The sequence below is a fragment of the Thermoleophilum album genome, from assembly GCF_900108055.1.
Lineage (GTDB): Bacteria > Actinomycetota > Thermoleophilia > Solirubrobacterales > Thermoleophilaceae > Thermoleophilum > Thermoleophilum album.
On record NZ_FNWJ01000001.1, the window covers coordinates 531,082 to 550,911 of the forward strand.

Annotated in this window: 22 protein-coding genes, 1 tRNA gene and 1 pseudogene; 8 read left to right on the forward strand and 16 right to left on the reverse strand. The window is 69.0% G+C overall.

All coding sequences use genetic code 11. The features are described from left to right. Positions 1-9: 9 nt before the first annotated feature. The 4 genes from pstA (at position 10) to BLW41_RS02605 (ending at position 3,696) form a co-directional block, all read left to right on the forward strand. Positions 10-897 (forward strand): phosphate ABC transporter permease PstA, encoded by an 888-nt coding sequence (gene pstA, locus BLW41_RS02585; protein ID WP_425442049.1) that lies wholly within the window; start codon positions 10-12, stop codon positions 895-897. Positions 898-1,038: 141 nt separating this feature from the next. After that, the gene (pstB, locus tag BLW41_RS02590) at positions 1,039-1,848 is read left to right on the forward strand and encodes a phosphate ABC transporter ATP-binding protein PstB (RefSeq protein ID WP_218138283.1); all 810 of its coding nucleotides are present in this window, start codon (positions 1,039-1,041) and stop codon (positions 1,846-1,848) included. Between the two features lie 5 nt (positions 1,849-1,853). Beyond that, positions 1,854-2,564 carry a phosphate signaling complex protein PhoU gene (phoU, locus tag BLW41_RS02595; protein ID WP_093115951.1) on the forward strand — a complete coding sequence of 237 codons (711 nt, stop codon included), beginning with the start codon at positions 1,854-1,856 and terminating at the stop codon, positions 2,562-2,564. A 754-nt stretch (positions 2,565-3,318) separates the two neighbouring features. Further along, complete coding sequence (locus BLW41_RS02605; RefSeq protein WP_093115955.1) at positions 3,319-3,696, forward strand: hypothetical protein; 378 nt, start codon at positions 3,319-3,321, stop codon at positions 3,694-3,696. 395 nt (positions 3,697-4,091) lie between these two features. Here the strand turns inward: BLW41_RS02605 and BLW41_RS02610 are convergent, their stop codons facing one another. From BLW41_RS02610 to BLW41_RS02630, 5 genes are all read right to left on the reverse strand, one after another. Further along, positions 4,092-4,934: a metallophosphoesterase family protein gene (locus tag BLW41_RS02610; RefSeq protein WP_093115957.1), complete on the reverse strand. Its 843-nt coding sequence runs from the start codon at positions 4,932-4,934 to the stop codon at positions 4,092-4,094. Then, entirely contained in the window at positions 4,931-5,872 is a 942-nt protein-coding gene (locus BLW41_RS02615) for a tyrosine-protein phosphatase (RefSeq protein ID WP_093115959.1), read from the reverse strand. Before BLW41_RS02615 ends, BLW41_RS02610 begins: the two co-directional genes overlap by 4 nt. A gap of 517 nt (positions 5,873-6,389) precedes the next feature. Next, positions 6,390-6,713, reverse strand: a complete 324-nt coding sequence (locus tag BLW41_RS02620) for a saccharopine dehydrogenase family protein (protein WP_143038546.1) — start codon at positions 6,711-6,713, stop codon at positions 6,390-6,392. A 33-nt stretch (positions 6,714-6,746) separates the two neighbouring features. Continuing rightward, a complete protein-coding gene (locus BLW41_RS02625) occupies positions 6,747-7,502 on the reverse strand; it encodes a saccharopine dehydrogenase NADP-binding domain-containing protein (RefSeq protein WP_093115963.1) in 756 nt (251 codons plus the stop codon). 19 nt (positions 7,503-7,521) lie between these two features. Next, entirely contained in the window at positions 7,522-8,040 is a 519-nt protein-coding gene (locus BLW41_RS02630; RefSeq protein WP_177169273.1) for a MarR family winged helix-turn-helix transcriptional regulator, read from the reverse strand. A 134-nt stretch (positions 8,041-8,174) separates the two neighbouring features. Between BLW41_RS02630 and BLW41_RS02635 the strand changes: the two genes are divergently transcribed. The 4 genes from BLW41_RS02635 to BLW41_RS02650 all read left to right on the forward strand — a co-directional run bounded on the left by BLW41_RS02635 (position 8,175) and on the right by BLW41_RS02650 (position 11,435). After that, positions 8,175-8,726, forward strand: coding sequence for a YceI family protein (locus BLW41_RS02635; protein WP_093115967.1), 552 nt, complete (start codon positions 8,175-8,177; stop codon positions 8,724-8,726). Next, positions 8,723-9,373 carry an NADPH-dependent FMN reductase gene (locus BLW41_RS02640; protein ID WP_177169274.1) on the forward strand — a complete coding sequence of 217 codons (651 nt, stop codon included), beginning with the start codon at positions 8,723-8,725 and terminating at the stop codon, positions 9,371-9,373. The genes BLW41_RS02635 and BLW41_RS02640 overlap by 4 nt, the downstream gene beginning before the upstream one ends. A 369-nt stretch (positions 9,374-9,742) precedes the next feature. Continuing rightward, positions 9,743-10,327, forward strand: a complete 585-nt coding sequence (locus tag BLW41_RS02645) for a DUF4234 domain-containing protein (RefSeq protein WP_093115971.1) — start codon at positions 9,743-9,745, stop codon at positions 10,325-10,327. Between the two features lie 37 nt (positions 10,328-10,364). After that, the gene (locus BLW41_RS02650; RefSeq protein ID WP_093115973.1) at positions 10,365-11,435 is read left to right on the forward strand and encodes a CPBP family glutamic-type intramembrane protease; all 1,071 of its coding nucleotides are present in this window, start codon (positions 10,365-10,367) and stop codon (positions 11,433-11,435) included. Positions 11,436-11,513: 78 nt separating this feature from the next. Here the strand turns inward: BLW41_RS02650 and BLW41_RS02655 are convergent. The 11 genes and pseudogenes from BLW41_RS02655 to BLW41_RS02715 all read right to left on the reverse strand — a co-directional run. Then, positions 11,514-11,747: pseudogene (locus BLW41_RS02655) on the reverse strand (TrkA C-terminal domain-containing protein); the annotation flags it as partial. 274 nt (positions 11,748-12,021) lie between these two features. Beyond that, positions 12,022-13,287 (reverse strand): tyrosine-type recombinase/integrase, encoded by a 1,266-nt coding sequence (locus tag BLW41_RS02660; RefSeq protein ID WP_177169275.1) that lies wholly within the window; start codon positions 13,285-13,287, stop codon positions 12,022-12,024. A gap of 11 nt (positions 13,288-13,298) precedes the next feature. Continuing rightward, complete coding sequence (locus BLW41_RS02665; protein ID WP_093115979.1) at positions 13,299-13,574, reverse strand: helix-turn-helix domain-containing protein; 276 nt, start codon at positions 13,572-13,574, stop codon at positions 13,299-13,301. Then, positions 13,571-13,876, reverse strand: a complete 306-nt coding sequence (locus BLW41_RS02670; protein ID WP_218138203.1) for a hypothetical protein — start codon at positions 13,874-13,876, stop codon at positions 13,571-13,573. The genes BLW41_RS02665 and BLW41_RS02670 overlap by 4 nt, the downstream gene beginning before the upstream one ends. Next, positions 13,873-14,082: a hypothetical protein gene (locus tag BLW41_RS02675; protein WP_093115983.1), complete on the reverse strand. Its 210-nt coding sequence runs from the start codon at positions 14,080-14,082 to the stop codon at positions 13,873-13,875. Before BLW41_RS02675 ends, BLW41_RS02670 begins: the two co-directional genes overlap by 4 nt. Beyond that, on the reverse strand, positions 14,079-16,223 hold the full coding sequence (locus tag BLW41_RS02680; RefSeq protein ID WP_177169276.1) for a bifunctional DNA primase/polymerase: 2,145 nt from the start codon (positions 16,221-16,223) through the stop codon (positions 14,079-14,081). Before BLW41_RS02680 ends, BLW41_RS02675 begins: the two co-directional genes overlap by 4 nt. Positions 16,224-17,273: 1,050 nt before the next feature. Then, a complete protein-coding gene (locus BLW41_RS02690) occupies positions 17,274-17,834 on the reverse strand; it encodes a hypothetical protein (RefSeq protein ID WP_143038548.1) in 561 nt (186 codons plus the stop codon). A gap of 19 nt (positions 17,835-17,853) precedes the next feature. Beyond that, positions 17,854-18,183 carry a hypothetical protein gene (locus BLW41_RS02695; RefSeq protein WP_093115991.1) on the reverse strand — a complete coding sequence of 110 codons (330 nt, stop codon included), beginning with the start codon at positions 18,181-18,183 and terminating at the stop codon, positions 17,854-17,856. Between the two features lie 468 nt (positions 18,184-18,651). Continuing rightward, positions 18,652-19,122 carry a helix-turn-helix domain-containing protein gene (locus BLW41_RS11500; RefSeq protein ID WP_093115995.1) on the reverse strand — a complete coding sequence of 157 codons (471 nt, stop codon included), beginning with the start codon at positions 19,120-19,122 and terminating at the stop codon, positions 18,652-18,654. Between the two features lie 163 nt (positions 19,123-19,285). After that, positions 19,286-19,636, reverse strand: coding sequence for a hypothetical protein (locus BLW41_RS02710; RefSeq protein WP_093115997.1), 351 nt, complete (start codon positions 19,634-19,636; stop codon positions 19,286-19,288). Positions 19,637-19,749: 113 nt separating this feature from the next. Beyond that, positions 19,750-19,822: transfer RNA gene (locus tag BLW41_RS02715), tRNA-Val, on the reverse strand. Between the last annotated feature and the right edge of the window lie 8 nt (positions 19,823-19,830).

The following is a 19,830-nucleotide window of genomic DNA, read 5'->3' on the forward strand; positions in this document are numbered from 1 at the left end:
ACGATCGCGGTGCGCGAAGCGGTCGTTACGCGCCTGCGCGAAGGGCGTTCGCAGCGTTTGCGTTGGCGAGAACGCGCGTTCGCGGCGCTTCTGTTCGCAAGCTTGGCGATCGGCATCGTGAGCCTCGTGACGCTGCTCGTGACGATGGTCGTTCGCGGCGCTGATCGCCTCGATCTGCGACTCGTCCAGAACTTTCCCTCGAGCACGCCCTCGCTTGCCGGCGCGCAGTCGGCGATCCTCGGCACGATCTGGATCATCTCGATCGTCGCCCTCACGGTCGTGCCGATCGGTGTCGGGGCGGCCATCTACCTCGAGGAGTACGCCGACCGCAACCGCTGGTGGAACCGCCTGATCGAATTGAACATCCAGAACCTGGCGGCGGTTCCTTCGATCGTTTACGGCATCCTCGGCCTCGCTTTTTTCGTGCGCGGGCCACTGGGACTGGGCCCGACGGTGCTGGCCGCAGCACTAACGCTCTCTTTGCTGGTGCTCCCGATCGTCACGATCGCCGGCCGCGAGGCGATTCGATCGGTTCCGAACTCGATCCGGGAGGCCTCGTTCGCGCTCGGCGCTACGAAGTGGCAAACGATCAGGCGCCAGGTGCTGCCGGCCGCCATTCCCGGGATCGCCACCGGCTCGATACTCGCGCTCTCCCGCGCGATCGGAGAGGCCGCGCCGCTCACCCTGCTGGGCGCCCTGACGTTCGTGCAGTTCAACCCAAGCGGCCCACTCAGTCCCTTTACCGCCCTGCCGATCCAGATCTTCGCCTGGATTTCGCGGCCGCAAGAGGAGTTCCGGATGCTTGCCGCCGCCGCGATCGTCGTGTTGCTAGCGATACTGCTGGCGATGAACGCCTTCGCGATCTGGATCCGCGACCGCTACCGCCACCGCTGGTGACCGAACCGGACTGGAGACCGCGAAGTGACGGCTAATAGCGACCAGGGGGACGCCATGCAGGGGACCTCGGCAAAGACACCGACGGCGGCTGGCGAAGCCGCTGCGCCGGAGCGACCGCTGGTGAAGCTGGACGCGGGCGTGATGCAGCGTGAGGGCGCGGCTGCCGCCCCTCAGGTCGAACCGATCATCGAGCTTGAACGGGTGAGCGTCCGTTACGACGGCAAGCCGGCGGTCCGCAACGTCACATTCGACGTCGGCAGCAATTTGATCACCGCCTTGATCGGGCCGTCCGGGTGCGGGAAGAGCACCTTGCTGCGCTGCCTTAACCGCATGAACGATCTGATCCCCGGAGCCGTCGTCGAGGGCAAGATCCGCTACCACGGACAGGACATCTACGACCCCGAGGTCGACCCGGTTGAGCTGCGCAAGCTGATCGGGATGGTCTTCCAAAAGCCCAATCCGTTCCCGAAGTCGATCTACGACAACGTCGCCTACGGCCCGCGTGTGACCGGGATGAAGGGCAACCTCGACGAGATCGTCGAGCGGGCCCTGCGGAGGGCGGCCTTGTGGGACGAGGTTAAGGACCGTCTCAAGGACAACGCCTACAGCCTCTCCGGCGGCCAGCAGCAGCGGTTGTGCATCGCTCGCTGTTTGGCGGTCGAACCGGAAGTGATCTTGATGGACGAGCCGTGCTCGGCGCTCGATCCGATCTCCACGGCGCGCATCGAGGACTTGATGGTCGAGTTGAAGGAGCGCTACTCGATAGTGATCGTCACCCACAACATGCAGCAGGCAGCACGAGTCTCGGATATGACGGCGTTCCTCACCGTCGAAAGCGACGAGCACGGTGTTCGGGCCGGTGAGCTGATCGAGTTCGGCCCGACCGAGCGGATATTCACGAATCCCGCAGACCCCCGCACCGAGGCTTACGTCACCGGCAAAATGGGCTGAGCGGCATGCCCGAGCGCGCACGCAAACACTTCCAGGAGGAACTCGCCGAGCTCGAGCAGCAAACGCTGGGCGCGCTCGACATGGTTGTGGGTCAGCTCGACAACGCCATGGAGTCGCTGATCCGCCACGACGTCGAACTGGCGAACCTCGTGGTCGCCGATGACGATCGGCTCGATGGCCGCTACTTGGAGGTTCATCAAGGGGTGCTCGGCTTGATCGCGCGCCAGGCACCGGTCGCCGGCGATCTACGCCTGGCCGCCGCGCTCCTCCACGTCATCCGCCACGCCGAGCGGATGGGCGACCACTGCGTGAACATCGCGAAGCTCGTGCCCCTCGACGATCCCCAGCCACGCACCGACGAGGTGCTGCTGGAGAAACTCGCGCGAATGGGGGAGCACGCACGCCTGCAGGTCGTCCAAGCGCGCCGCTCGTTCGCCGAGCGCGACATGCGGATGGCGGTCGACCTCGTACGTCTCGACGACCAGATCGACATCCTTAACCGCGAGTGTTTCGATCGCGTGGTCGAGATCAGCGACGATCAAGAACTGCGCGAGTGGGGTATGCACATGATGCTCGCCGCGCGCAATATCGAGCGGATTGGTGATTACGCCGTAGACGTGGGCGAACAGACGGCCTTCGTGGTGACCGGCCTCTTCCGCGAGTTCCAGGACGCCTCGCACCCCGAACTGACGCCCCGGGTCGAGCCGACCGCCTGATTAGCCACTCGCCGGAGCCCAAGACAACCGGCGCGCCGAGACCCTTCGAGCACTTCGCGGGCTCCCGTACTCCGTACGTGGCACGCACGGAGCGAGGCTGGAATGGCCCGCGGTAGAGGGTGTACTCGACATTGCTCAGTGGTCTCTCAAGTGCCGCGATTGGGAGTTCGAGCAGGTATGCGGCGTGGGGCTGAAAGGGGCGCTCCACAGCGAGTCGCCGAGAAGCAACGAGAGCGCGCGCGGCGGCGAGTGGATCGCTCCGTTCAAGGAGGCGGCGTAGTGAGCCATCGCTCTCACAGCGCGCGACATGAGCCACCTGCGCGAGGGCGCCGCCGAGCTCGCGCTCTGCCGCCAGCCGCGCGCGCACGCGATCGGCGTCGCTGACACACGAGGCAACCGACAAAACGGCAACCGACGAGATCGCGGCGAAGCGCGCGCCTGGCTCGTTAAACAGTCCGACCACCAGCGACCAACCGATCGCCGCTAGCGCCGCCACCAGCGGCAGCGCGGGCGCGTAGTAACGAGCGTTGCCGGAGAAACCGAATGCGGTGCTGAGTGCGACCGCAGCAATCCAGGCAACGACGAGCGTCGCCAGCGTGACCTGGCGTCGGATGGACGATTCGTCGCGTAGATGGCAGTCCCGACAGTGACCGGCACCGCCGGCGCGCAACTTTCGCCAGGCGAGGCCGATTACAGTCACGGCACAGCCGACTAGAGCTGCGGGCCCGAACAGCTCCGCCGCCCCTCGCAGCGAATGGAGCACAGGGTGCTCGGCGGCGGAAGCGGCCCATGGTGGTCGCGAAGCGGCCTGCCGGAAGGCACCGAGGGGATCGCCCGAGCCGAGCCACTCCGGCACCGTCCAAGCGGCGGCCGCGACCGCGCACAGCACGATCCCGATTCGCGGCCGCGAAAGGACCACAGCGCACGCGAGGAGCACGGGCAGCGCCTCTGGGCGGAGGAGAGCGAGCAGGAAGAGGCTCGCCGTCGCCACGGCTGGACGGTTGACGAGCAGGGCGAGTGCCGCTGTCGCAGCCAAGAAAGCCGCCGGCAGGACCTCGTTGCCGGCCGCGAAGTAGCGCAGCCAATCGCCGGAGCCGACGAGCACCAAGGGCGCGAGTACCGCAGCCGCTAGGACACGCCGGTCGCCTGGGAATAGTCGAGCTGCGTAGCTCGCGGTAAGCGCACGGGTCGGCGGACCCGACCGCGAGGGCGTGGCCAGTTGCAGGGCGAGGAGCCCTACTACGAACAACCCGAGCAGCGCGTGGAAGCGGACAAGCAACACCCATGCGGCGGCGGGGACGCTGTCATCGAACACGCGCAGCGGCGAGAGGAGAGCCAAGATGAATGCCGGCAGCGGCTTCCAAGACGGTCCGCCCCTGGTGTCCAGTGTGCCGTGCGCGAGCTCGCGTCCCCAGACAGCCCATGACCACGGGTCATACGTAGGCTGAGGACTCAGCCATGCCGCGCTCGCTAGCGCGCCCGCTAGGGCGAGCGCGATCGTCACAGCGAGCGCGCGCCGGCGCACCCTCAACCGAGGATTCGCTCTTGATCCTCAGCGGTGCCAGGTAGAAGCCACTCGAAGCCTTCACGTGGGGCGCCGAGCGGCAAGTCCGCTGCCACCGGGGCGGCGTGTCGCCGCGGAAACGAGCCGAGCGCTTGCGATTCCGCACCGGGCACCCGTAGCTCCACCTGCACGTTGTCCGGCTCCACCTTGATGAGGTTGTAAGCCGGGTGCGGGAAAGCCCGCGTGCGCAGCGATGCCGCGGTCCCCGAGTGCACGACGAGCATCTCGCCCAAACGCCACGCATACGGAACGTGGCGATGGCCCCCGAGCACTAGGTCGACGCCGTGCGCCGATAGCAGCGCGAGTACGTCGCCTGCGTCCGCCACTTGGTTGCGCTCGCGACCCGTTCCGGGGATCGGCAGCAGGTGGTGGTGACAGACGAACACGCGCAGGTCGGCGGCTTCGTCGAGCGCTGCCGCCAGTGGCGCGTAGTGCTCGCGGCCAATCTCTCCCTCGTCGACGTCCGGCTTGCTCGAATCGACGCCGACTACGGTCACCTGTTCGCCGTCGAGCTCCAGCCGTTTCGTCACCTCCCGGGGGCCCAGCAACCGCTCCCAGTGCAAGTAGCCGACGTGACGGGCGTCGTGATTGCCGGGCACGGCGACCACCTCCAAGCCGTCCAGCCGGCCGAGCGCCGTGCGCACCAACTCGTACTGGTCGGGGTAGCCCTCGTCGGTGAGATCACCGGCGATCACCACCAGATCGGGGCGCAGAGCCGCGATCTCGCCGAGCGCAAGCTCCAGCAGTCGCGGCTCGTGACGGGCGCCGCCTACGTGCAGATCGGAGAGTTGGGCGATCAGGATCACGCGGCCCCGCGCCTGAGCCTACTCGCGATACGCAGCTCCGCCAGGACCCGCGCCGTGCGCAACCGCTCGACGCGTACGTCGGGCGGCCGGGCGGTGCGCGCGGCGCGGGCAACCGGCGGCGATCCAGAAAAGGGTCGACCCGCCCGGCTCGGCGGGGAGGGGAGGCCGGGCGGGCACGGACGCACGTTTGGCGCGTCCGCTCCGGCAAGACGCCACGGGGTCTCGTTGACGAGACGCCGGACGTGCCGCGGTGCGAAGCCGTGGGCAAGGAGTGCGGCGCTGGCGGCCGAGAGCGCTGGAGGGCGCGTCGGTCCGTGTGCATCCGACGCGACCAGATGGGCAAGTCGCCGCTCCACCAAGTCGAGGGCGCGGCGCTCGGCGATCGCACCGTGACGCCCGATCAAGGACAGCGCGTTGACCTGCACGAGCGCCCCCCGCCGCACCAGCTCGATCAAGCGTCGCTCGCCAGCCGGCAGCGGTTCGGCGAGCTCGGGGTGCGCGAGGATCGGCCGGTAGCCGCGGCGCAAAAGCGCCTCGCAGGCACTCGCGAAGGCTGCGTCGAGGCCGTCGAAGGGCGTCTCGACGAGCAGGAAGCGCGAGTTCGCAACACGCCCCGCGTCTGCCCTCCCACCTAACGCAACCAGTTCCAGGAGTCGGGGGTCCAAGCGCAGCGCAAGATCCGCTGCGACCTCTGCCCCGGCCAGAATTGTTAGGTCGACCTGTGCTCGCCGCAGCTCACTGCGGAAAGCGACGACCGCACGCAGGATCTGCCGTGGATCGTGGACGTGGTCGCGCCGCAGATGCGGTGTACAAACCACCGCCGCGGCACCGTCGGCACGCGCGGCGCGCGCCAGCGCCAAGGCTTCACGGACCGAAGCGGGGCCGTCGTCGATCGCGGGCAACAGGTGGAAGTGCAAGTCAACACGGCCGGCAATCACCCCATGCTCGCTTAAGGTTTCGTCAAACCGACCGCTTGCCTCTTCCCAATCAGTCTTGGTTGGCGCCCTCGGCTCACTCGTAGCGTTGGTCGGAAACATCAGCGCGAACGATCGGCGGCGACCGCACGGCCCCCGTGAAGATTGCGTCAAGCAGTCGTTGCGATCGCGTTAACGGGACGCCGCTGGCGAATCGGCTCTCCGCGCTTCTCAGATAGAGGGAGAGAGACGGCGTCGCCGTCGGCGCCGGGCGCGCGGATGCAGAAAACGGCCGGCACGAAGGCGAGCTACCGCGGTTCCGTTAACGCGCTTTTCACTTTTGGGCACCAGGGTCTTAACGCGTCGAGGCCAAGGCGCAGCGACGCTCGGCGCATGGAAACCAGCGAAAAGCTTTGGGCACTCCTCGCCGCCGGGATCACCGTGACGGGGACGCTCCTGATCGGTAACGCCGCGTTCTTCGTCGGGCTCGGCGTGGCGCTCGCGGGAACGCACACGCTGCGCGCCCTACGCGGCGCTCCGCTCAGCGGCCCACGCGGCGGATTCCGGCTTCCGAAACCATCTCCTCGAGCGCCCGCAGCCCGTAGGCTTCGACCGGGCCGAGCGCTCCCGACCCGCTGACCGCCCCCTCCTGAGCGCGCGCGCCCGCGATCGCCAGTATGCGGGCGGTGAAGTCGTAGGCGTTGTCGCCCGCGAGCTCCACGTAAGCGAGCTCGCGTCCCGTCCGGTCGTAGGCGATCGCGACGATCCGCGACCCTACTCGCGCGCGGACGGCGTCCGATGGTCCCTGGCCGGATGCGTGGATCCGCTCCGAAAGCGCCTGCGTGACGCGCTTCGTGCCAGGCACTAGACGCGCAAGCGACGCCAAGGCCGACACCACCTACATCGGGCGCGAGAGCGCCGCGAACCAACCGAGGTAAACGTTGACCTGCTCGAGTTGTGGGAACGAGCGCGGCAGCGCGTAGTGCTCGCTACCACCGACCGAGACCGCCTTGCGAGCACCCTTGCTCGTGCGGAACGTCCGCACACGCCGTGCCGCCCGCTCGCTGCGGATACCGCCGTCTCGGAAGGCGAACGATGGTTCACCGATGACGCCGACCAGGGAAGCGCGGGTGCCACCGCTCATAGCCGAGGGCGACGGTGGCCCATCGACGAAGTAGCCGATGTCGACGCGGGCGGCGTCCTCGCCCGCTTCCTCGACAGCGAGCGCCGCCGCCAAGTTGCCGGGGACGTAGTCGTAGCCCATCGCCGTCATCAGGGCCGCGCCGGCAGCTTGCGCACGCGGCCCGTACTCCTCGAAGACTGCGCGCATGAAGGGAGGCTCACCGGTCGAGTCGAGGTATGTACAGGGCGCCGCGACCGCAGCCTCGAGCGCCGCGTAGCCGTAGCGCTGGAAGGGACCGACGGTAGTGATAAGCACGTCTCCGCGCTCGACCAAGCGCCGTACCGATGGTGGATCGGCCGCGTCGGCGATCGCGATCTCGAGGTCGTCGCGACCGAGCTCGTCCCGCAGCCGCTCCAGGCGATCACGGCTACGCCCAGCTAGCACCGGCGCGACCCCGCGCGCGACGAGCTCGCGCGCGGTCAACGCGCCGGTAAAACCGCTGGCACCGAACAGCACTACTCGGCCGGCCATCGCGCGCAGCCTAACCGAGCTAGGCGGCCCGCTCACGTTGACCGGCGGCGAGTTTGCGCAGCAGTGCCGCGAGCTCCGATGCCTGCTGCTCGTCCAGCGCTGCGCCCAAGTGCTCGCGCACGGTGCGGTCGTGGAGCGGGCGCATCCGTTGGTAGATCCGGCGACCTTCGGCGGTTAGCAGCACGTGATAACCGCGTCGATCCTTCGGACAGCGGCGGCGCTCGACAAGCCCGGCCTGCTCGAGCCTGTCGAGGAGCCGCGTGAGCCCGCTCTTCGAGAGGTTTACGTGTTCGACGAGCTCGCGCGGTCGCAGCGATCCTTCCGGGGCCCGAGCGAGCGCCTGTAACACCTCGTACCAGCCGAGCGGTGGCAGTGACGCGCCGGCGAACGCTCGCTCGAGCGCGCAAACGACGGCCGCATGCGCGCTCGCCAGAGCGCTCCAGGCAGCCCGATGTGCGGGCCCCGCGGCCTGGCTTGCACGAGCCGAGGGCTTGTCCTCGCGCTTCGGTCCGGCCCTTCTGCTTGCCACGTCTGTCACGACCTCAGTGTAAGGGTGCCGGCGTATTAGTTGCCTGAGCAACAGTTGTGCTGCTACCTTTCGTCGCGACGGTCGTTGCACCTACAACTGATGCGCCCGCAACAACAGCAGGCGCGGATAGGAAGGAGGTAGCGATGAGCACACCGACGAAGGTTGCTGTCGAACCGGGTACCTACAAGATCGATCCGGTCCACTCCCAGGTCGCCTTCGAGATCGAGCACCTAGGAATCGCCACCTTCCGTGGCCGGTTCCGCTCCTTCGACGGCTTGCTTCGTTTCGGCGAAGACGGCCGCCTGGAAGCCGCCGAGGGAGAGATCGATGTCCGCAGCGTCGACGTGCAAGACGAGATGCTGTCGCAGCACCTTTTGAGCGACGAGTTCTTCGCTGCCGAGAAGTTCCCGACCGCGCGCTTCCGCAGCACCGCGATTGAACCCGTAGGTGACGATCGCTACCGGGTTCGTGGCGACTTCGAGCTCAAGGGCCGCACCAACGAGGTGGTGCTCGATGCGCGCGTTAAGGGCGTGGCCCGCGATCTCCAGGGCAAGCTGCGGGTGAGCGTGGCTGCCGAGGGCCAGATCGACCGCCACGCGTGGGGGATCGACTGGGACCACACGCTCGAGGGCGGGGTCAAGGTGATCGGCGACAAGGTCCGGCTGCTGATCGAGATCGAGGCGCAACGGCAGTGAGCGACTCGACGGCACGCGCTACCCGCGAGCTTGACGCAGCGGCTGCTCGACCCGTCGAGCAGCCGCTGCGGGTGCTCGTGCTGGTTGGAAGCCTGCGACGCGATTCCTACAACCGCCGCCTCGCCCGCGCGTTCAGCGAGGAAGCGCCGCAGGGCCTGGAGCTCGTCGAGTGGCCGCGCCTCGCCGAGCTTCCCCACTACAACGAGGATCTCGAGGACGATCCACCGCTCGCCGCTGTGCAGTTGAGGCGCGCGGTGGCTGCGGCCGACGCACTCCTTCTGATCACCCCCGAGTACAACGCCGGGCCGTCGAGCGCGATCAAGAACGCGGTCGATTGGGCGTCGCGACCACCCGGGCGCGCCCCGATCGCCGGCAAACCCGCGGCCGTGGCCGGTGCCAGCGTGTCGTCGTTCGGCGCGTTGTGGGCCCAGCAGCAGCTGCGGCGGGCGCTGCTGATCGCCGGCGCACGGCCACTGGAGCGGGAGTTGCCGGTCGCACGCGTCGACCAACGGTTCGCGGGCAACCGCCTGCGCGACGCCGGGCTCCGGCAAGAGCTACGCGCGCTACTCGAGGAGCTCGCGACCGCTGCCTGCAGCCAGCTAACGACACCGCAAGCGACTGCGGCTGCGCGCGGAAGCACGAGCTGACCGTAATCCGAGCGCCGGAGGTCAGGCGCGGCGCCTGACGACGCCCGGCCACGGCCCCTGACGACGCCCGCTTGCAGTGTTAGCTTAGGTGCGCCCGTCGAATGGGCACGGTTGAAAGGAGGATCCTTGGAGACTCCCCCAGCGAGTGGCTCCATTCAAGACCCGGCGGGCGATCGGGGTGTTTCCTCCCCTCAGGCATCGGAGCCTGGCGCTGTGCATCAGCAAGCCCCAGCCCCGCCGCCCCCACCTGCCGCACCGCCACCGCCTGTTGCCACCGAGCGCCTGCCCGCGGCACGCATCGAGTAGTTCCCGCTGCTCGATCGCGAGGCCCGGAGACGCCACGAGACCGACGTCCAACTTTCTTTCGCGATGTATCTGGTGCTCGGCTTTTTGACGCTCGGCATTTACTCGATCTACGTGCACTACAAGTTGATCGCCAGGCAGCGCGACCACTTCCGCAGGATGTTGCGGTTCTGCGACGACCTTTTGCGGGTAATCGAGGAGCGCGCCGAAATCACCGGGCAAAGCGAAGCGCTGGCCGCCGAGATCGCCGAGGTTCGTTCTCTCAAGGAGCGCTTCGACGAAGTTCATCGCAAGCGCCAGCGCAGCCCTGGGCTCTGGATCGTGTTGAGCATCCTCAGCTTCGGCTTGCTGTTCTTCTACGTTCTCTACTTCCTCAACGACGACCTGGTGGAGCATCAGCAGATCGAGGCCGAGTATCTCGAGCGGGCGTCGCTGCTTCTCAACAAGCTCGGTGTCGGGAGGCACCCGGTGATCGTCGAACAGGTGGTTCCCGACCGCAGCTTCCCGCTCTACCTGATCCTGACGATCGTCACGCTCGGTCTGTTCGAGTTGTACTGGGCGTACGCGCGCATCAAAGACGGCAACGAGCACTTCAACGAACACGCGCGCTTCGAGGATCAGCTGCTGTCCCTGATCCGCGCCTACGCGTAGGCGGGCGCCGGCGTCGGACGCGGTCTGCTCAGGAGCGGTGGAGCACATCCGCGGTCGACAGATCGAGCGGGACAGGCTTCCGCCGCCTCCCGATCACGCTGCCGGCTGGAAGCTCGACCCCCGCGATCGGCGCTACCTCCGTTACTGGGACGGTCGCTCTTGGACGGATGCGGTAGCGCCAGCGGCACCGGGCGGCGCGGCGGTGGCGGCGCCGCCCGGCTGGTACGGGGATCCTGCGAACGCCTCGCTGCAGCGCTTATGGGATGGTCAAAGGTGGACCGACCAAACGCGTCCGGCGGCTACGCAGCGACGGGGACCGCCGCCCCCCAGTGAGCACCCTTTCGAGGGTCCCGACTGGCCGGCGTGGAGCGGACCTCTGGCGTTCATAGCCGCTGCGATCGGTGGCTTGCTCGCGGCCTTGCCGCTGATCTTGAGCAAGGAGCGAGATCCCGTCTGGTGGATCGGCTCGACGTTCGGGCAAGAACTTCTGTTCGTGTTGTTAGCGCTGGCGGTCGCCGCCCGCAGCGCTCGGCCACGGCCGTGGCACTTCGGCCTCGCCGGAACCACACCGCGCCAGCTCGCGACGTGGCTGGCGGTGGCAGTTGGCGGCTACAGCGTGTTCATCTTGCCGGCATTGTTGGCGAGCGGGGAGACCGACCGCCGCGAGGTGTTGCCGGAACTCGCCGGCCGCAGCGACGCTGCGGTGCTCTGGCTGTTGGCCGCGTTGATCGTCGTGACCGCGCCGATCACCGAGGAGTTCTTCTTCCGCGGCTTCTTCTACCGGGCTTTACGCAACCAACTCGAGTTCGCGCCCGCCGTGCTCGCGAACGGACTGGTCTTTGGGCTCGCTCACCTACCGAGCGAACCGGGCGCCTTCGTCCCGCTGACGCTCTTCGGCGCGCTGCTGTGCATTGTTTACGAGCGGACGGGCTCGCTTCTTCCCGCGATCACCATCCATTCGCTCAACAACACGATCGTGCTCGCCTTCCCCGCGCATCTGCCAGTCCAAGCCCTCACCCTCGGCTTGCCGGTGATCTTGGGTTCGCTGGTGCTCAGCCTGACGCTGCGCGACACCCCGATGCGCGAGCGCGACCGCAGTTACGGATAAGGGTCGGCCTGTCCGGCCGCCCCTCCACACTCGGTCGTAGCTACGCCGCCCCCGGGACGACGTTCCCGAGGATGACGCTCAGCGCGCGCCACGCAGCTTGAAATCGTTGGACTGCCGCTTACTGGGCGGCGTGATCAAGAGGCGCTCGACCGCCTCGATCGACTCAGAAGGGCCGATCAAGAGCAGGCGGTCATGAGGCTGCAAGGGCTCGCGTTGTGACGGGCGGTAGCGCCAGCGCGATCCGCGACCAATCGCCAATACCCTCATCCCGGTGCGTTTCTCGAGGCGCAGCTCTTCGAGGGTCGCGCCGCACGCAGAGCGATCAGGCGCATGCTGTGTGCAGCGATCTACCCCTGCTCGACGCCGGAGCCGTCGAGCTCGCTCGCAGCGACGACGGCCGCGGCGAACTGAGCCGAAAGATCAGCCCAGTCAGTCCCAGCGAGGGCCGCGGTCGGGGGATTGCTCGATCACGCGCTGGCCTTGAGTGCAGATCAGCTCAGGGCCTTTCTATCCCACCGTAATGGGCGGCGCCGGACTCGAACCGGCGACCTCCTGCTTGTAAGGCCCATCCGGGGGTTTCCGGCTCTCACCGTCTGTTGCTTTTTGCAGGGAAAATGCGGGCGGCGGTTTCCCGCTGTTGCCGTTTTGGCAAGCGTGATGCTTGCCAAACGCTTGCCAGTTCGAGGGTGCGGTAGGCGTCCTCGAGGGCTCGCCGGCGCTGCTCGCGCTGCTGGTGGGTGCGCAGCTCGTGGGTGTAGATCGCGAGGGTCACGGTGGGGGTTGCGTGCCCCAAGTGCCAGGCCACCTGGTCGGGTCCGAGCCCTTGGGCGATGAGCAGGGTTGCGCAGGTGTGGCGCAGCGAGTGGGGCGTTGGTGGGGGCCCCTGGCGCGCGCCGAGCACCTCGGGGAAGGCGGGGCGGCCGTCCACCAGCTTTGCGGCTTTGAGGGCGCGGTTGAACGCGCGACGGATGTTCGCGCTGTCGAGCGGTGCGCCTGTTTCGGCCACAAACACATAGTCGTCGGGTTGCGACCAACCTGACTGGGCGCGGAGCTCAAGTAGCCGCTTTGCGAGGGCGCGTGTTAGTGGCACGACGCGCCGGGACGCCGGGGTTTTGAGGGGCCGCTCCCGCCCGTGCTTGTCGAGCTGGCGCTCGATCCTGCAGGTCGCGGCGGCCGGGTCGGTGAGGTCGAGGTCCCGCCAGCGGAGCGCCCGCGCTTCCCCGAGCCGCGCACCGGTCACGGCGAGCAGCTCGAACAGGCACCGCCAGCGGGGGGTGTCGCACGCCTCGAGTAGCGCGCTGAGCTCTTCGGGTGTGAGCGCGCGGCGGCGCGCCTGGGTGTGGGGCGCTGGGCGCTCCGCCCGCTCAAGCAGCAGCGCAGGGTTCTCGCCCCGCCACCCGCGGCGCCTCTGAGCCCACCGGAAGCTGTTGCGGGCAGCGGCGACGGCTTTCGCGATGGTGCTGTCGGCGTAGCCGGCGCGGCGCAACTCGGAGACGCGGCGCGCCAGGTCCTCGGGGGTTAGGTGGTCGAGCCTGCGGCGGCGCAAATCACCGAGGAGGCGCGCCCCCACCTTGTAGGCCTCGAGCGTGGATTCGCGGACCGCCGCCTGTTTTTCGGCAAGCCAGTTGTCGCACGCCTCGCCGAGGGTGAGCGGCACCCTCGGCCGCGGCAGCTCGCCGCGGGCGCGGAACCCCCGCAGCTCGTCCCGCAGCTTGCGCGCGTCCGTGAGCCTGGGGCCCGCGGTGCGGAACCGTTGCCTGCCGTCGGCGTCCCGCACCACCACCTCGTACACGGGGCCGGTGCGCGTTTCACGCACCCACACGCCGGGTTCGACTCGCCGCCTGCGCGCCACCGCGCCACACCCTACGGGGCGTTTCGCTCCCCAGCAAGCCAGCGGTCGACCTCGCTGCGGCGGACGCGCCGTTTGCCGTTTGGGGTGTGTTGGACGGTGCGCAGCTCCCCGCGGTTCGCAGCATCCACAAGGCGGTGGTAGCTCACCTTGGCGTACCGGGCGGCGTCCCGCATCGTGAGCCACTCGTCCCGCTCCATCCGCCGCTCGATACGCTCGTAGACGCGGTCGGCGACAAGCTCGGCGATGGCTTCCGCGAGCGGTTGGAGGGGGCCGAGGTTGCCGTTCACTGCTCCCTCTCCTTGAGGCGCTGTTTGAGGGTTGTGAGCGCCGTGTGGGCGTGTTGGGCGTGGCGGGTGGCTTTTCGGGCGAGGGTGAGCGCCCCACCTTCCAGGGGGTGGGTGCGGTCGAGCAGCGCGAGCCACCCCGCGAGGTCTGCGGCCTCCTCGAGCGCCTCGTCGAGAAGCGCGGTTGCGGGGCGCTGCAGGTTCCGGTTGCGGTAGGTGGCCTCCCCGGCGTTGAGGCGCGCGGCCGCGTGGCGGGCGAGCTCGCCGCGCGCACCGAGCCGCCCAAGGTGGCGGCGCCACCTCAACCCCACCACCCCCCTTTGAGGGTGCGGGCCGCAACAGCGAGCCTGAGCGCCTCAGGCGCCCACTCGGGCAGCAGGTCGCTCGCGAACCTGTCGGGGAGTTGGGCGAGCTCCCTGCGCCAGGCCCGCTCGATCGGTGCGCGGTCGCGCGGGTTGGGCCACAGGTGGCGCAGCGTTTCTGCGAGCGGGTCGGGCAGCTGGCCGTTCACAAGCCACCACCCCCCCGGGTGTCGTCCCGGGACGACGCTCGCTCGGTCGCGTGGGCGCAGTAGCGGCAGCCCGGCCGGTAGCCGTTGTCGGGCCGGTCGGGGTCGACGTGCGCGGGGCACGCGCGTTTTGTTCCGCTGCCAGCGTTGTCGCCAGCAGGGGGTGATAAGCCACCGTTCGCAAGATGATCATCAGTGATGTATAGGGGGTGATCATCTTGCGGGGATCCCTTTTCTGAAGCCGAATTCGCAAGATGATCATCTTGTGGGGCGTTGTCGGGCAGTTCCCACTCCCACCTACCCCGCCCGCGGTTTCCCTGCGAGAGGCGCTTCCTTCTGATGCCAAGCCCGGCCGCTGCGCGCCTTAAGGTCATCTCGCTGATCCCCTCCTCCCGGGCCTCCGCGAGGATGTCTCTCACCGCCACGGGCCCGTCGCTGAGCACCTCCCGGAGGAACGCTTCCGCCCTCTCGCGCGCGCCCGCCTCGCCGTGACCATCCGCGTCAAGCAGGTCCGCTGCCGAGACCGCAACCTCGCCCTCGATGACGGTGCGAGCCGCGAGCACCCCGTCGACCCTCACCGGCTCTATGCGCATCGCGAGGCCCGGAGCGAGCCACGACAGGTTGGACTTAGCGTGAGCCAGTACACGGCGGTCGCTGTCGAGATCGTCGGGGTCTCGAGCGAGCAGCAGCACGCTGCGGGCGGCGGCGGGCATCCCGATCGACCCACCGACTCTGTAGAGCGGGTGGTTTCCGTGCATCTGCGTCTTGTTCAGGTGGGCGACAACAACCACGGCGCAGGCGGTTGCCTCGGCGATCCGTGCGAGCGGGCCGAGCGCCTGCCTGACGGACTGGTCGCGCCAGGAGTGCACCCGCTCGTCGAGGTGGGCGCTCAACGGGTCTATCACCACTAGCTGCGCGCCGTTTGCCCGAGCCTGCTCCTCGAGGAGGGGGGCGTCACTGGGCAGAGCGAGCCGATCGTCGCTGTCGCCTTCGCGCACCCTGATGACGTGCACTAGTTCGAGGTGCGCACCCGCCGCCTCGAGCCGGGGCCGGATCACCGCTGCTGCGTGATCCTCTCCCGAGACGAGCAGCACCGCCCCACCCTGCTGGGTTACCTGGGCGGCGAGCCAGCAGGTGAGCATTGACTTTCCGGCCCCAGGGTCGCCTACCAGCAGTGTTAGCGCGCCGAAAGGCACGCGCGGCTCCCAGAGCCACCGCACAGGCTGCGGCTTGATACTCGCGGCGCTCACGGTCTCCACCCGCCGCCGGGGCGCGCCTTGCCCGCCCGGCGCCTGCCCCGCGGGCTCGTAGCGGGAGGCGCTCTCCGCGACCTTCCGCACCTCCGCCTCCGGGAGCGGCGGGTCGCACCGCTCCGCGTTCAGTGTGAGCAGCACCTCCTCGAGCTCGGCGGGGCTGTAGCCGCGGCCGCGGAGAGCGCAGGCCTCGCGGAACAGGCGGTCGTTGCGCTCACCCACACACCACCGCGCACCGCGCGAGCCAGTGGGGTGTGCCGGCTTGTGGCGATGCGCCACCGCCTCAAGCAGCCACCCGGGCGGCTGCGCAACCTCGGCGAGACGCAGCCAGCGGTAGCGGCGCCCGCCCACCACCGACGGGGGGACGACGACGTACCCGCCCTCGCCGCGCACATCAACACCCGGGAAAACCTGGGTCCTGCAGCGCACCTCGACGCCCTCGGGGAGGCGGAAGTAGAGGTGGCGCCCGCCCGACGGCGTCGCGACCGTCACCGTCGCGGGGAGCGGACCGTGCTCGCGCTCGAGCCGCTCGAGCGTCCCCAGCCCCTCCTCCCCGTCGATGTCGAGCACCCACAGGCCCGAGGCGCTCCCGGTCCGCAACCCCAGGTTCAGGGGGAGCGTGTCGCCGCTCTCGCTCACCCCCCACCACTCGGCGATGCGAGTGGTGTCGCTGGTGGCGTCCTTGAAGCCGCGGGGCGTTGCGGGCTCCTTCCTGTCCTTGGCGCACGGAAACACCGGGAGGCCGAGCCGCGCGAGGCGGCACGCCGCGCCGTAGGTGCGGGTGTAGTGGGCGAGCGCCTCGGGGATCGCGAGCGTAGAATCCCCCGCGGAGAGGGTTGTTTTTGCGCCCCCGCTCGCAAGGGCGGGGGCGCTCCTGTTTACGCAGCGCACATTTGCCCTCCTGTGTGTCGTGTTGCGCGCCCCCACGGGTCGGGGACGCGCCCAACGAGCGCCCACACACCGGTGTGTGGGCGCAGGCCCAGCGTTAGGCCGGGCTCGAAAGACGCTCTAATGAACTCGCCGCAAACAACAGGGCGAGACGCACAACACACAACACGCTGCGGCCACCGGCCGCCCCGGCAACCCCAGCGGCGGCGGCCACCACAAGATGGGTCGTCAGCGTCGGGGTCGCCGCCCGGCCCAGCCCGGCACGCGCCACGCCTAGCCGCGCGACGGGCACGCTGGCGGGGGCGGCGTGCGCGGCGCGCCACCAGGCAAAGCGTCCGCCCCTTGGGTTTCGCGAAGGCGCGCCTCGGCGACACTGGGGCCGCGACCCGCACCCTCTCACACACTCGCCCCGCCTCATCCCCCAAAGCTGCGCGCGCGGCACTCTCGCTCACGACCCTGTGCCGCAGCAGACGCCGGAGCGCGCGCAGCCGGTAGCCCACCTCCTGCGCCCGCAGCGCACACTCCCGCTCCTCCCAGTCGAGCTCCGTCAGGTCGAGGTGATCCCACGCGACCGGGTCCATCTGGGTTATTGGGTGGGTGATCTCTGCGAGCAGGGATGCGAGCTCCCACTCGAGAGCGTCCAGTAGCCGGAGCGCCACCCCGCGGTCACGCAACCGCCAACCCCAGGATCCCGGACGCGGCGCGGCGTCAAGAGCGCGCACTCGGCGGCGCAGCCGCTCGAGGTGTCTACCCGGCAGGCTGCGGCGGCGACCGGGGCGTGCACGCGCCAGCAACCCCGGCCTGTGGGGCCAGCCGCTGGGCGCACGCTCGGCGCGATGCGGCCGTGTCGCAGCTACGTGTTCTGTGTGTGCTTGACGCACCGAGGCAAGGATGCGCCCCCTTGCGGACGGAAAGAAAAATCTCGGAGCTACACCGCACAAAAGCGCTTGGGGGCCGCAGCCCGCTAAGGGCGGCGACCCCCGCAGCACACACAGAACACATCCAACGGTACCGCGCTTACCAGACGTAAGTGCGGACCCCGGGTTCAGGGGCTCAGCGCGGGGGGCGCTGCACCAGAAGCGCGAGCGCGAACAGTGTTCTCGCTTCCTCGTCGGTAAGCGAGCCCACAGCCCGCAGGGCGAGCTCCGCGCTGCGCACAAGCTCGAGCACCTCGCCGCGGTTAAACATCTTGACGTGGTCGTAGTCCGCGGCCTCCCGCTCTTTGCGGAGCGTGCTGAAACGCTTCGCGAGGTCTCGCACCGTTGCGTTGCGGGCAAGGGTTGCGCGCGCCAGATGGCCAAGCTGTTTCGCGCGCGGGTCGTGAAGCGTCGGGGCGCCCCTGCCGGATGCGGCACGCAGCGCCCGATCGAGCGCCGCGTGATCGATCTGTCGGCGCAGCACAGAGAGATCGCCGGGCGCCAGGTGCGCGAGCGACGCACCCGCCAGCCGCTCGGTCAAAGCGTGGAATACCGCGTAGTAGGCGGCCGAGACTGCGCGACGCAGCCCGACTTGAGGGGGTCTGCCGCGACCCGCTGCGCTCGGCACTAAGTCCCGCGCGTGTCCGAGCAGCTTTTGGGGCGAAAAGCCGGGAGCTACCGAATAGCCGCTAGCCACACCCGTGGGTTATCGGCAGCTACTCGAGGTCAGCGGGGTCGATGTGCTCGGGACGGAACCGCACGAAAGTGTCCTCCACCCCCAGCACGTCCCAGCCACCGACCCGATCCAGCGCCTCATCAACGGCGTCCTCGATCGCCCGCAAACACTCGTCGGGCCAGGTGCCCTCAGGTTCAGGCGGGTCGTTGAGGGTCACCTCGACCAGCAGGTTCGGCTCCCCGTCGAGGGTCCACCAAAGATCGAACGCAACACCCTTCACCTCGACGTGGCCGCACTCGGCCGCGGCCCGCTCAACGGCCTCGCGGACCTGCGCTTGCACCTCCTCGCGTGTCGCAGCTGTCGCAGGCATTGGCTCGAAGCGGGGCGTGTGGCTCCCGCCTTCATCTCAGCAGATCGGCGGCGCACAAGCAATCGTTAGCGCCGCGCAGACGCTATGAGCTCAACCCCCGCCACAAGGGCGCCGCCGCGACCACCCGCGGCCCGTGGCCCCGGGTTCGCCGACGCCACGCGACGCGGCGCTCGAAAGAGCCCGTTGGAAACGCCTGTGATGGGCTTCCGAGAAAAGGGGGGTTATCCGCCCGCGGAAAAGGCCGTGAAACGGCCGTGACACGCCGCTTTGGCTAGTCGCGCACAAGACGCCCCCGCTTGTCCACCTCGAACCCCGCCTTGCGCATCACGTCCACCGCCACCTTGTGGATCGTGCGCGCCTGCCGCCGCAGATCCCACCCGAGGCGCGCGCGCTTTCTCGTCCACCCAGTCGGCGTGCTCGATAACCAGCCGCATCAACCGGTACACCTCGGCGCGCGCCACCGGGTCGCTAGGCGGCTCGCCCACCACCGCCTCGCTCCCGCCGCTGTGGGAGCGGCACCACCTCACCGACAAGGTCCGCCAGCTCGTCCCGGGACGAATCCCCGCCCAACCCGAGGTCGACCGCCAGCTTCATTGCGCGAACATCCCCGGCTCTCGCCGCGCGCGACACAAGCAACCGAAGCTCCCCAGGCTCAAGCTCGCCCTGTGGCACAAACCGGCCCTCTAGAGCCCGCAGCTCGAGCGCCGCAGCCAGCCGCCCACACACAGAAAGCGCCGCCCACTCGCCGCGGCCACGCTCAACCCACCGCCGCACAGTCTCATAACTCACCCCACACTCCCGCGCCAAATCCCGCAGCGACGCGCCACCCAAAGCGAGCGCCAACACCCTGTCCGTCAACCGGTCTGTGCGACCCTCGGGCACCCCCCAAGCATCACCACCCCCGCGGACGTTGTGTGTGTTCCCGCCGGCGCGCGCCACAAGGGGCCGGCGCGCTGGGCTCGCGAGCGCTCAAAAAACCGGGGGCTTCGGCGACGTTCGCAACGCTCACGCGCGCGCGTTACAGCTTCTCGAAATTCTCGATATTGGGCGGGGGCGAGCCCACCCAAGGGGCCCGCCCCCGCGCTACCGCCCCGCGGTGACCCTAGCCGGCCTCGACCGTGGCGCTCTCGAGGTCCCCGTTTTGGGTGGCGAGCCGCTCCGCGAGCTCGACGAGCGCCCCCGAGCACGCCTCGGCGGTCTCGGTGGTGGGGGCGCCCACCCGCTCAAGCTCACAGCGCACCTCCCGCACCGCGTCGAACGGGTCGCCCGCCACCGCCGCCAGCTCGAGGCGGTGGTGCTCCTCGAGGTAGCCCTGGTTTGAGCCCTGGACCCACTTGGCCTCGGCGGCGTAGCGGCCACCGAGGCGGCGAACCCTCACCTCCACCGTCTCGAACCCCTGGCCGGGGAGACCGTAGCTGCCGCCCGTGCCCTCAGCGATCAGCTCTTCGCCCATGTTGTGCCCTCCGCGTGTTCATGCTTGCCATACGCTTGCCAAACGTCCTTCTCGGGTTCGGCAGGCGTCGGAGGGCCGCGACACAACCCCGCTGTTTGCAGGGGTTTTGCGAGTGGGCGGCGCCGGACTCGAACCGGCGACCTCCTGCTTGTAAGGCAGGCGCTCTACCAGCTGAGCTAACCGCCCTTGTCGCG

What these genes read in the sequence shown, in the direction of transcription:
- pstB (WP_218138283.1), top strand. Translation starts at nt 1,039, where the DNA reads ATGCAGCGTGAGGGCGCGGCTGCCGCCCCTCAGGTCGAACCGATCATC.
- phoU (WP_093115951.1), top strand. Translation starts at nt 1,854, where the DNA reads ATGCCCGAGCGCGCACGCAAACACTTCCAGGAGGAACTCGCCGAGCTC.
- BLW41_RS02605 (WP_093115955.1), top strand. Translation starts at nt 3,319, where the DNA reads ATGGAGCACAGGGTGCTCGGCGGCGGAAGCGGCCCATGGTGGTCGCGA.
- BLW41_RS02625 (WP_093115963.1), bottom strand. Translation starts at nt 7,502, where the DNA reads ATGGCCGGCCGAGTAGTGCTGTTCGGTGCCAGCGGTTTTACCGGCGCG.
- BLW41_RS02635 (WP_093115967.1), top strand. Translation starts at nt 8,175, where the DNA reads ATGAGCACACCGACGAAGGTTGCTGTCGAACCGGGTACCTACAAGATC.
- BLW41_RS02645 (WP_093115971.1), top strand. Translation starts at nt 9,743, where the DNA reads ATGTATCTGGTGCTCGGCTTTTTGACGCTCGGCATTTACTCGATCTAC.
- BLW41_RS02695 (WP_093115991.1), bottom strand. Translation starts at nt 18,183, where the DNA reads ATGCCTGCGACAGCTGCGACACGCGAGGAGGTGCAAGCGCAGGTCCGC.
- BLW41_RS02710 (WP_093115997.1), bottom strand. Translation starts at nt 19,636, where the DNA reads ATGGGCGAAGAGCTGATCGCTGAGGGCACGGGCGGCAGCTACGGTCTC.